Below are 11864 nucleotides of genomic sequence, written 5' to 3' on the forward strand. Positions count from 1 at the left end.
GAGACAGTCATGCAAAAATTGATCGAAGGTATTCACCGTTTCCAACGAAGTTTGTTCAGCCAGAACCAACGGCTGTTTGAGACACTCGTGGACGGACAGAAACCGCTGGCGTTATTCATCACCTGCTCCGACTCCCGCATCGACCCCAATTGGCTCACCCAGACGAAACCGGGGGAACTGTTTATCCAACGGACTGCGGGCAACATCGTGCCCCCCTACGGTGCAGTCATGGGGGGAGAGGCGGCAACGATTGAATATGCTATCAATGCTCTCAAGGTGAAGGACATCATTATCTGCGGACACTCTCACTGCGGGGCAATGAGTGGACTGTTGGACCAAGCGAGCATCGAAAAAATGCCGGCCGTTAAGGCCTATTTGGATCACGCCGAAGCGACACGCCGCATCGTCGAAGAAAATTATACGCATATCACCGACCCCGAAAAACGACTGACACTGACTGTCGAAGAAAACGTGCTCGTCCAACTCGAAAACCTACGTACCCATCCAACAGTGGCAGCCGCACTGAGTCGCAACGACCTCAAACTGCATGGCTGGGTCTACAAGTTTGAGACAGGCGATGTGTTCGCTTTTAATCCTGACAAGAGTCAGTTCCTGCCGGTCGAAGATGTGGAACGGCCCCAAAACCAATCCGACTGGTCGCTCCCCCCCATTTAAAGGTGGATTGAATTCCAGCGGCATGCTTCGCTCTTTGCGTACTCCTCACCGACCCAATTCTGTGTAACAATGCATAGGATCTACACCGGAGTCGTTGTCTGATTCGCTTGCTCGTTGATGACAAGACGCGCAATGACTTCCCGCAAAATGTCATGCCGCGGGACTATAATAGAAGTGCCCACTTGGACTGCTGACTGACACATCCCATAGTCTTTAGATGAGACTCGATGTTCGAAGTCCAATCTACAGAAAATGATAGAACTTATCGGCTAGCGATCGTCGGTCTATTGACGCTAAGCGTCGTCTCCTTAGCCGTCACCGTTTGGATCATGGTCGTTTATCTGCGGTAACAAGAGATTGTTCAAAATCTGATCCAACTCCTACCCGCCGGCGCCCCGAGACCTCTGCCGAAGAACTGGCCGGTGAACTTCGCTGGCAATTTCGCCTAACAATCCTCGTCGTACTGAATCTGATTGTGACTGGTATTGCGGTCGTGTTACTGTGGCGAGCTTACCGCTCATCGCAAGAATCGCTGCGCAATATCATGGGACTGGCATGGGACTTGCGTTGTGTGACAAGATCATCCGCCAACACCGTGGCAGCCTCGATTTTCGCAGTGGAGATGAAGGAACCACCTTCACCATCACGCTTCCGTTGGGTTAAGGCATTTTTTGACGGAATTTCACGCAGCTATGCACGACGGATTCAACATATTAATTGTCGATGACGAACCCAACATTCGCTCCGGTTTGGCCAATGGCCTCATGAAAGAGGCGGACGTCATTGCCACCGCTCGGGACGTCCACCATGCGCTAGAAATATTTGACGAGGGGGATTACCGCCTCGTCTCCACGGCCGCCCCAACGCGTATCCGCTCGCTGACGGAAGTCGCCGAAGATGCCGAAAAGGATGCCATTCAAGCTGCATTGGCCGCCTCCGACTGCCACCGCGAACAAACCGCAAAAGCACTCGGGGTCAGTGTGCGGACGCTGCATTATAAAATGAGCCGCTACGGCCTGCATTGAAGCAGATCCTCACGCATTTCGCGGTTGGCCAATCATATAGAATGCGGCGGCGTCTCTCAGTATAGAACGTCACATCGGTCGGGGAAGGCTAACTCGATCACTGCGTTTTCACACCGCGCTGCAGTGCGAATGACAAATGTTGTTGGGAGCGGCATCAGCTTGTTACTTCGGGCGGAACAACATCGACCTCGACGCTCATACGGTGCTCGCCACCGCCAATGATGATGCCTTGAATCGGACAGACGTCGTTGTACTCGCGTCCCCATCCGACTGTGATGTGATCGGTCGAAGCCAAGACATTGTTCGTGGGATCGATGCCGACCCAGCCGACATCTCCACAATACACCGCTAGCCAGGCATGCGACGCGTCCGAGCCCACCAGTCGCGGTTTCCCCGGCGGCGGCTCGGTTCTCAAATAGCCGCTCACATAGCGCGCCGCTAAGCCAATCGAGCGCAGACAGCCGATTTGCAAATGAGCGAAATCTTGGCAAACGCCATGGCGTTGTTCAAAGACTTCCCGGATCGGCGTGTGGACCGTCGTCGCCCGGGGATCATAAGTGAAGTCGTTGTAGATCCGTGCAGTTAAGTCGATCACGCCCGCCAAAATCGGTCGCCCTGAGGGAAACGATAGCTTGACGTACTCCGCTAATTCTGGGAAACGCTGAATACTCGACGAATCAAACACATACTGATACGCATCGAGTACGTCGGCCGACCGGTCCGTCTTCAACTGGGCCGCCACGTGCTCCCACGAGGCCGTGTCGTCGGGATTATATTCCGGGGCAGCGGAAACCGCCACGTCGCTCGTCGCCGTAACGGTCAGACCGCGATGCGTTTGATAAATCGAAAAATAGGAGACGTTATTGCCGAAGTAATCCCTGCCATAACTCACCGAGAATGGCTCGGGATGAATCAACAGACGGAATTCGTCAGGGACTTGGTTGGACATCGTCCGCGGAGCGAGATGCACCAAGTTATGGCACACCGGTACCGCTTCGGAGTACATATATTTCGTGGTGTGGGTGATGTGGTAATTCACTGCGGGCTAATATCAGCAAGCTGGTGAGATGGGGCTGCGTGAACAAGGTAGCGATGCGAAATCGCTTCAGCAAGTTTTGGTAGTTGGGACTCCCATTCGGCCGTCAGTCGCTCCAACGGTTCATGATCGCCCAACGCATGCACTTCGGCGATGGCTTGAATATCCATCAGGCGGACGGAATGCAGCAACGACATGGCCAACCGTTGTTCGGCTGCGTAATCGGGCGAGGTTTTATCGCGCGGCAACTGTTCCACATGTTCAACCAACTGCACAAACTGAAACGCCAGCGCACGCGGATTCGTTTCGTCCGTGAGCACCAGATCGAGGACTGCCGCCAACTGCCGGTTGGCCAGATAGCGCGCGCGATACGTCATCAGGCTGTCGGCAACCTCCAGAACAGTTCCTAAAACCGGCCCAGGAAATTCCGGCATGGGGATGAAACAGTTTTTCACCAAGCTGATGATCTGCAACGAACGTTCCAGCCGCCGTCCCAATTCCAGGAAATGAAACGCCTGCGTACGTGTCATGCTCTCCATGATCACCCCGCTAAACGCCGCGAATTTGGCAATCAACTCGTCGGTCATCGCCAACAAGTCCGACAGGGTCGTCGTCCCATGTTCGGCTGGGCGAAAATCTTCGTCGATGCCGTGAATAATTCGCCAGGTATCGAGCGAAATGCGATCGCGTACGATTGCCCCCAACCGATAGACTTCGTCCAAGATCGAACGCAAGCAGGAGGGCTGCGAAGAATCGAAGACCGCCATCGGCAAATCGTATTCAATCGCCGGCAGTTGGCCGCGCATTTTGTTGATGGCATAACCCGGTTCGATTTGGCCCTGGTCCGCCAAACATCTAAGCAGCACCGGGACTTCCACGTCGCTGGTGGACCGCGTTTCGCCGCTGAGCCGGCTTGCTGCGGATCGCAACAGTCGCGCCGTTGCCTCGGCGCGTTCCATTTGACGTCCCAGCCAAAAAAAGTTGTCGGCCGTTCGACTGGGAAGCTCGGCTCCGCTGCGCCGCAGCGTAATGGCCCGGCCCGGTTCTTCCAACAGGGTCACCTGATCGACCGGTCCGTCGGCTAAGATCCAAACGTCCTTGCTGCCTTCTCCCTTGCGAACCGACAGTTCGAGCGGATCGAGCGCTGAGGACGTGCGGGCCAATGCCCCTTGCATGACTGTATATTTCTCGCCATCCGTCACCAAATAGCCCCGCAACGCCAAATAGGCCGGATGCAGATCACGCCTCCAAATGGGAACCGTGGAACGGGCTACCTTCTCCTGGGCCGCGAATTGCACCGGATTGGCTTTGATCGTGTTCGCTAACTCCGTTGAGGACATATTCGCCAACGCCTCGCGCGTGGGGCCATCTTTTCCACGATTGCGAAACGCCGGCTGAATAATCAGTTTGTCCAGGTTTTTCAGTACGTGTGCCAAACCGTCCGGTTGTCCACACCACCACGACGCCACGCCGGGGATCAACAGTTCCTCGCCGAGCAACAGTTGGCATAACCGCGGCATGAATGCCATAAACGCCACGGATTCGACCAGCCCGCTCCCCAAGGCATTGGCAACGCCCACCGTGCCGTTACGCGTCGACTGTCGCAACCCGGCAATACCCAGCCCCGACTTCGATCCCAACTCCAACGGATCACAATCACTGCTGTTCTGCCGCCGCAGGATCACATCGACCGGCAGCAATCCGCCCAAAGTCTTGAGCATGACTTGGTCGTTCCGCACGGCCAGATCACCCCCTTCGACCAGGGTGTACTCCAGATAGCGAGCCAGATAGGAATCTTCAAAATAGTTTAGGCTCGTCGGTCCATGGCTCAGCAACACCACCCGCGGGTTTTCCGTATGTTGCGGAGCAAGACTGTGCAATGTCTCTTGGGCCGCGATAAAAAACGGAGCCAACCGCTCGACCTGACAGCGATGAAAAATGTCCGGCAACATCCGCGAGACGACGATACGGTTTTCCAAGGCATATCCCAGCCCCGAGGGAGCTTCCGTTCGGTCCGCCAGTATCCACCATTCTCCGTTGGGCGAACGCGCCAAATCCGCTGCATAAAAGTGGAGCATGTGCTGGGACGGATTCAGTTGTCCGTGATACGGACGCAAAAATCCCGGATGCGCGTACAACAATTCCGGCGGCAATAACCCTTGCTTAACGAGTGTTTGCTCACCGTACAAATCCTGCAGGACCAGGTTCAGCAACCGGGCGCGTTGTGTCAGCGCCACGGAAACCTTATCCCATTCCGCTGCGGATATCATGAGCGGAATCGCATCCAGCTCCCACGGCCGCAACTTGTCTTCGGGCGTAGCATAGCCGCCAAACGCAAAGTCATTGGCCTGCACCGTCCGCTGCGCTTGCTGCCAACGCCGCGCAAATTCTTCACGGCCGATTCCATTGATGGAATCCAAAAAGCCGCGGGTATGTGCGCGCGGAGTTCCATTAGCGGCAATAAATTCATCATAAGCCCCGCCAGGCGGCGCGTAATTTTGAATCAGACCGTTCACGGACAGAGGGGATGTGGGCACGATGTCGTTCGGTTCCTGAAGTTGTACCATGACGCCCGATTCGCTAATCGAAATAAATCGGAAGTCTATACTTTGACGCGATTTCGGCGAAGGTCAAGCGTAAACGGAAACACTTCGTTCTGCTCGTCGTCTGGAATCGTTGTTGCTCCGCCGGTATGCCCCATCTTAAAGAACCGAGAAGCACGGCGGCCCTCCGCTTCATACGCATTGACAGGGAAATCATCCGGATTCCGACCGCCGGGATGTCCGACGTGGTACTTACAACCACCGACCGAACGGCCCAACCATGTATCCAACACATCGAACACCAACGGCTCATCGACAGGAATTGTAGGATGGAGGCAATTCGGTGGTTGCCAAGCCCGATACCGCACACCGGCCACAAATTCGCCCGCTGTGCCGGTGGGATGCAAAGGCACCTTGCGTCCGTTGCACGTGATCACGTGACGCGCATCGAACATGCCCCGTGCCTTGACCTGCAGTCGTTGTACGGACGAATCGACGTAGCGGGCCGTAGCGCCGCCAGCCGGTTCTTCACCCAGCACGTACCACGGTTCCACAGCGGTCCGCAGTTCCAGCGAAATCCCCATTTGCTCCATTTCACCGATGACCGGAAAACGAAACTCAAAGTGCGGCGCAAACCAATCCGCGTCCAATGAAATCCCAGCCACTGCTGTTTCTTCAATCACATCGTTGAAATCCTGCCGAATGAAATGCGGCAACATCCAGCGATCATGAATCGAGCGGTACCAGTCCATCAGCTTCGCCTGATAAGGTTTTTCCCAAAACCGTGCGACCAATGCTCGCAACAACAACTGTTGTGTGAGACTCATTTGCCAATGCGGGGGCATCTCAAAGGCGCGAAACTCCACTAATCCCAAGCGTCCCGTCGCACTGTCGGGCGAATACAGTTTGTCGATGCAAAACTCGGCGCGGTGCGTGTTGCCAGTCAGATCCACCAGCAAATGCCGAAAAACGCGGTCGACCAACCAGGGGGGACAGGGACCCTTTTCCGGAATTTGTTCGAACGCGATCTGCAATTCGTAAGTCGCATCGCCGCGGCCTTCATCCACCCGCGGCGCTTGGCTCGTCGGACCAATAAATCGCCCTGAAAACAGATACGACAACGAGGGATGATTGTGCCAATACGCCACTAAGCTTCGCAGCAAATCGGGACGCCGCAAAAACGGACTGTCCGCCGGTGTCAGCGCCCCCATGACCACATGGTTACCGCCTCCCGTACCGGTGTGCGTGCCATCGACGTCAAATTTTTCGGTCCCCAACCGCGACAAACGGGCATCCTCATAAATCCCCGAAGCGATGGAAACCAACTCCGGCCAATTCTCGGCCGGTTGCACATTCACCTCGATCACCCCCGGATCGGGCGTGACCTTCACGTGTTGCAACCGATAATCGGACGGCGGCAAGTAACCCTCGATGATCACCGGCATCTCAAGTTCAGCGGCGGTCTGTTCGATCGCCGTAATCAGATCGAGATAATCTTCCAAACGGTCCACCGGAGGCATGAACACATGCAAAACCCCGTTGCGTACTTCAAAACACATAGCGGTGCGGACAATTCCGCTCTCGTATTCTTTCCGCGTGATGTCGTTGTGGGGGGGCTGCTCCTCAGGTGACGAATTGTCCTCTGAGGAATTCTCAGCGGATTCCGAGAGTTCACCTCCCGGTCCGACTGGCTGGAGCGCGTGGTCGCGCGTCCGTGCACGAGTCGATTGAGAATTGAGGCGGGCCGAGTAGTTTTGGCGAAAGAATTCGAAATCGGGAAGTTGTTTGGAAGGCTCAAACGGAACAACCGGCACCGAAACATAGTCCCCCGGCCCTTCAACCGGTAACGAATCCAACGGCAAACGTAGCCCCATGGGCGAATCACCCGGGACTAAAAACATCTGTTCGGGACGGACCGGCCACTGACCGCTCAACCAGCGCGGTTGAGCATTCCACCATTGATGGACCAACGGCAGCACACAACCCACCTTTGCAGTGAGTCCCTGCCCAAACACGCGGGCCAACCGTGCGCGTTCCTCTTTGTCTTCCAAATCGGCTTTATGAACTTCGGTATTCACCGCCAGCCGCCGCTCTTTCCAGACATAATACATGGCATCTTCGTACGCCGGCGCAATGTGTTCGGGATTGACGTCGAGTCGTTTCGCCAACGCCGCCGAAAACTGTTCTGCATGTTCGACCGTGTGCCCGTAGTCTTGATTCGGATCAGCCAACAGTGCGGTGTTGTCCCACATCGGTTGGCCGTCCGTTCTCCACATGCAAGTCAGTGCCCAGCGGGGCAATGGTTCGCCGGGATACCATTTGCCCTGTCCGTAATGAATCAATCCTCCGTCAGCATAGCGTTCACGCAAACGACTGATCAGATTGCCCGCGAGGCGGCGTTTGTTCGGCCCGATAGCGGCGGTCTTCCATTCGTCGCCATCCATGTCGTCGATCGACACAAACGTCGGTTCGCCCCCCATGGTCAGCCGCACATCCCCTTGATTCAACAGTTCGTCGACCTCATGGCCGGTCGCTTCGATCCGCTGCCACTCAGCATCGCTATACGGTTTAGTGACGCGGGGGTCTTCGTGGACGCGCGTGACGGTCATCTCATGCCGGAATGTGACTTCGCATTCCCCGATGGATCCGGTAATTGGCGCCGCATTGATGGGTTCGGGCGTACACGCCAGCGGAATGTGGCCTTCGCCGGCCAACAAACCCGACGTAGGATCTAATCCAATCCAACCGGCGCCCGGTAGATAGACCTCCGCCCAGGCATGCAGATCGGTAAAGTCCTCTGTAGCGCCCGAGGGACCATCCAGCGATTCGACATCCGGCTTGAGTTGAATCAAATATCCCGAGACGAAGCGTGCGGCCAACCCCAATCGCCGTAATAGTTGAACCATCAACCACGCACTGTCCCGGCAGGATCCGCTGCCCAACTCTAAAGTTTCCTCCGGGGTTTGCACGCCATGCTCCAACCGGACGACGTAACTCACGATCTGTTGCAGACGCCGGTTCAGATCAACAATGAAGTCGATCGTCTTCGTCGGAGTCATGTCGACCGACTCGAACAGCGCCGTCAATTCCGGGCCCGCAGGATGAACGTGCAGGAATGGCAACAGATCCTTAGCCAGCGATTCCTCATATTTGAATGGAAACATTTCCGCATCCGGTTCGAGAAAGAAATCGAACGGATTAACGACCGTCATCTCCGCGACCAGATCGACTTCCACTTCGAACAGCGTGGTCTCTCCATTGAAGATCAGCCGCGCCAAATGGTTGCTGTGAGGATCTTGTTGCCAGTTGAGAAAATGCTTGCCAGGGAGTACCCGCAGCGAATAGCTGTTAATCGGCGTACGGCAATGCGGCGCGGGCCGCAGTCGCACGACGTGAGGGTTCATCTCGACGGCGCGATCGTACTCATAAATGGATTTGTGGTTCAGTGCAACGCGTATCATTTCAGTTGTCCGTTCAACGGATGCCTACGACTGGTTTCTTATACTCTCAAATGCGCTCCGTCTGTATCTACCGGCAATCCATTTTCAGATAGTGCTTTGTTGTTCGCGACGGCAAGCCGTCGACTTGGGAAGTTACGTTCTAGCGGTCTCGCGCACAGATTTTAGCCACAGAGAACGCCGAGGCCGCAGAGAAACGCTTCGCGGCGAATCCCGTAAAACCTCCTCATCGAACAAAACACGCAACTTCTATACTCATCAATCAACTCAACCACTTCCGTCACCGTGCCCGAACTCTCTCTGTGTCCTCTGTGAACTCTGTGGCTATTATTTTCCAAAACTGATTGAAGGCACTGACGCGCTGGGCTCCAGAAAGAAATCTTGTCCGGTAATCTCAACTCGATTGTGTTTGTGATTGACTTGAGGTTTCGGCGTTGCGTGCCTGCCGTTGTTGGTGTGTTGTAAAAAAATCATCGCTAATAGCAGCGCCTACGAGATTCAATCTGTCCTGAAAGTCGTCGATATATTGATGCAGTCCGTGCTGGACGATATCCCGCACGCTCGTGTAATCCATCGCTGAACACAATTGCCCCATCCGTTGTTCGGCCAAATTGCAAAATGTGCCCGATGTACTCCCCGTGATATTCCGCAACGACTCCTGCGCTTTCATCAAGCAAAAATGCATCGCCCGTGGAAAGTGGCGATCCAGCACCAGAAAATCCGCCACCCGGTTGGGAACAATTTTGCCATGTTGCCGACGGTACATCTCCAGCGCACTGGCCGATTTCAACAAGGCCGACCAACGGACCACGTCGAGCGCCGACCCCACGTCGTGTGCATCGGGTAACAAAATAAAATACTGCACGTCGACAATCCGTGAGGTCTTGTCGGCTCGTTCCAATAAGCGCCCCAACCGCAAGAAATGCCAAGCCTCGCCGTGTGACATCGTGGCATCGGTCGCGCCCACCAACAAATGGCTTGCCAAGCGCACCCGCTCGCAGAATTCCTGGGGTTGGTCCAATGTCGAACTGACTTTGGCAGCTGTGCGGACCATAAAGAAAAACTTGTTGAGTTGTTCCCAAACCACTGACGGCAGACTCTCACGAATCGTCCGCGCATTTTCGCGGGCAAACGCTGCACAGGAGATGATCGAATTCGGGTTGTCCTCGTCGAACGACAAAAACTTCAACACATTTTCACGCGTCGGAGCCCCATACCTTTTTTCAAACGGCTCCTGGTCACCAGTGGTATAAACCAACGGCGCCCACTGGTTGCCAAGCGAATCGGTCTCGCCCAACGTCAAGTTGTAGTTCACATCGATAAATCGGGCGACGTTTTCCGCCCGCTCAATATAACGACTCAACCAATACACAGAATTCGCAACGCGACTCAGCATTAAATCTTCCCTCCGGCATCCTTCGTAGCGAGCGGAGGCACGGTTTCACCGTTCCGCAGCACCCATGTATCCTTGCTGCCTCCTCCTTGCGAGGAATTGACGACCATTGATCCTTCTCGCAACGCCACCCGCGTCAATCCGCCGGGCATCACGTAAACCTCCTTGCCGCATAAGACGAAGGGCCGCAAATCAACGTGGCGGGGCTTTAACTCATCGCCGACCAAGGTGGGAACGGTCGACAGTTTGAGCATCGGCTGCGCGATCCACTCGCGCGGATTTGCGCGAATCGCCTCAGCCGTTTTGTCACGCTCCGCCTGCGATGCTTGCGGACCCATCAGAATCCCATATCCGCCCGACTCGTTCGTGGGCTTGACCACCAATTTGTCTAAGTTTGCCAGCACGTGCTTACGCTGCTTCTCGACGGAACACAAAAACGTGGGAACATTCGGCAGAATCGCGTCTTCGCCCAAGTAGTATTTGATGATTTCAGGCACGTAAGCATAGACCGCTTTGTCGTCCGCCACCCCAGTGCCGGGTGCGTTGGCCAACGTAACGCGTCCTTCGCGATACACGTCCATCAAATGATCGACACCCAACGTTGAGTCTTTGCGAAAACACTTAGCATCCAAAAAATCATCGTCGATGCGACGATAAATCACATCCACGCGGCGCAGTCCCCGCGTTGTATTCATGTGCACGTAGCCGTTTTCGACGACAAGGTCCGAGCCTTGCACCAGTTCCACACCCATTTGCTGGGCGAGAAAAGTGTGCTCAAAATAGGCCGAGTTGTAAATTCCCGGCGTCAGGACCACGGCCGTCGGTTCGCTGATTCCCTCAGGGGCGCAGTCTAACAACGTCTGCAATAATTGCTCGCTATAATCTTCGATCGGAGCGACCGACATGCCCTGAAACACGTGCGCGAACGTCCGCTTCATCATTTCGCGGTTTTCGAGCACATAGGACACGCCCGACGGACAGCGCAAGTTGTCCTCCAGCACGTAGATTTGTCCGTCGTTATCACGAATCAAATCGACGCCCGTGATATGACACCAAACCCCCTGCGGCGGTTGAAACCCCTGACATTGCTTCCGCAACGTTTTTGAAGAGAGCACAAGTTCTTCCGGGACGAGGCCATCCTTGAAGATCTTCTGTTCGTTGTAGACATCGTTGACAAAAAAGTTCAACGCGCGAATTCGCTGCTGCAAACCTTTTTCCACCATCGCCCATTCGGTCGCATCGATGATTCGCGGTAGCAGGTCAAACGGCCACACCTTCTCCGTCCCGGCGGCATGCCCATAGACGTTGAACGTAATCCCCATGTTTTCCAGGCTCAACTCAGCCGCTTTTTGCCGTTGCTGCAAACTGCCGTCCGACAGCGTCTGCAACCGTTCTACGAATTGAGCGCCACTGGCCCGGGGTTGACCATTGGGAGCAAACATTTCGTCGAAGACGCCTTTCGACTGATAGGAAGCTAGCCTCATCTGCGAATTCCTCGAGTTTTTCAACCGAATACTAGGAACCAAGAACTTCCGCACGCACAACCACAATGTTCACATATGCAAGTCACATGCCGTGCACAGCCCATAAAGCGGAATAGCATACAACTTAGACAATTCTGCGCTCCGCAGAGTTGACCGGCGAACGCCGGTTAAAAGGAACGTGAAGGCCCACCGCTTGACATGCCCAAACTTTACGCAAAGACAGCACGCATCTAGGCACACCTACCGAAAG

At 55.2% G+C, this 11864-nt stretch carries 8 protein-coding genes; 3 read left to right on the forward strand and 5 right to left on the reverse strand.

Features of this window, described 5'->3' with window-relative positions:
* Positions 1-9 precede the first annotated feature (9 nt).
* The 3 genes from CA54_RS01790 (at position 10) to CA54_RS01800 (ending at position 1700) form a co-directional block, all read left to right on the forward strand.
* Entirely contained in the window at positions 10-675 is a 666-nt protein-coding gene (locus CA54_RS01790; RefSeq protein WP_146369164.1) for a carbonic anhydrase, read from the forward strand.
* A 501-nt stretch (positions 676-1176) separates the two neighbouring features.
* On the forward strand, positions 1177-1338 hold the full coding sequence (locus tag CA54_RS30125; protein ID WP_390815384.1) for an ATP-binding protein: 162 nt from the start codon (positions 1177-1179) through the stop codon (positions 1336-1338).
* A 29-nt stretch (positions 1339-1367) separates the two neighbouring features.
* Entirely contained in the window at positions 1368-1700 is a 333-nt protein-coding gene (locus CA54_RS01800; protein ID WP_146369166.1) for a response regulator transcription factor, read from the forward strand.
* Between the two features lie 154 nt (positions 1701-1854).
* Here the strand turns inward: CA54_RS01800 and CA54_RS01805 are convergent, their stop codons facing one another.
* From CA54_RS01805 to CA54_RS01825, 5 genes are all read right to left on the reverse strand, one after another.
* Positions 1855-2739, reverse strand: a complete 885-nt coding sequence (locus CA54_RS01805) for a transglutaminase family protein (protein WP_146369167.1) — start codon at positions 2737-2739, stop codon at positions 1855-1857.
* The gene (locus CA54_RS01810; RefSeq protein ID WP_146369168.1) at positions 2736-5303 is read right to left on the reverse strand and encodes a circularly permuted type 2 ATP-grasp protein; all 2568 of its coding nucleotides are present in this window, start codon (positions 5301-5303) and stop codon (positions 2736-2738) included. Before CA54_RS01810 ends, CA54_RS01805 begins: the two co-directional genes overlap by 4 nt.
* 35 nt (positions 5304-5338) lie before the next feature.
* Positions 5339-8740 carry a transglutaminase family protein gene (locus CA54_RS01815; RefSeq protein ID WP_146369169.1) on the reverse strand — a complete coding sequence of 1134 codons (3402 nt, stop codon included), beginning with the start codon at positions 8738-8740 and terminating at the stop codon, positions 5339-5341.
* A 391-nt stretch (positions 8741-9131) separates the two neighbouring features.
* Positions 9132-10133, reverse strand: coding sequence for an alpha-E domain-containing protein (locus CA54_RS01820; RefSeq protein ID WP_146369170.1), 1002 nt, complete (start codon positions 10131-10133; stop codon positions 9132-9134).
* The gene (locus tag CA54_RS01825; RefSeq protein ID WP_146369171.1) at positions 10133-11614 is read right to left on the reverse strand and encodes a circularly permuted type 2 ATP-grasp protein; all 1482 of its coding nucleotides are present in this window, start codon (positions 11612-11614) and stop codon (positions 10133-10135) included. The genes CA54_RS01820 and CA54_RS01825 overlap by 1 nt, the downstream gene beginning before the upstream one ends.
* Positions 11615-11864 lie beyond the last annotated feature (250 nt).

Source organism: Symmachiella macrocystis (assembly GCF_007860075.1).
In the GTDB taxonomy this organism is placed as follows: domain Bacteria; phylum Planctomycetota; class Planctomycetia; order Planctomycetales; family Planctomycetaceae; genus Symmachiella; species Symmachiella macrocystis.

What these genes read in the sequence shown, in the direction of transcription:
- CA54_RS01790 (WP_146369164.1), top strand. Translation starts at nt 10, where the DNA reads ATGCAAAAATTGATCGAAGGTATTCACCGTTTCCAACGAAGTTTGTTC.
- CA54_RS01815 (WP_146369169.1), bottom strand. Translation starts at nt 8,740, where the DNA reads ATGATACGCGTTGCACTGAACCACAAATCCATTTATGAGTACGATCGC.
- CA54_RS01810 (WP_146369168.1), bottom strand. Translation starts at nt 5,303, where the DNA reads ATGGTACAACTTCAGGAACCGAACGACATCGTGCCCACATCCCCTCTG.
- CA54_RS01825 (WP_146369171.1), bottom strand. Translation starts at nt 11,614, where the DNA reads ATGAGGCTAGCTTCCTATCAGTCGAAAGGCGTCTTCGACGAAATGTTT.
- CA54_RS01820 (WP_146369170.1), bottom strand. Translation starts at nt 10,133, where the DNA reads ATGCTGAGTCGCGTTGCGAATTCTGTGTATTGGTTGAGTCGTTATATT.
- CA54_RS01800 (WP_146369166.1), top strand. Translation starts at nt 1,368, where the DNA reads ATGCACGACGGATTCAACATATTAATTGTCGATGACGAACCCAACATT.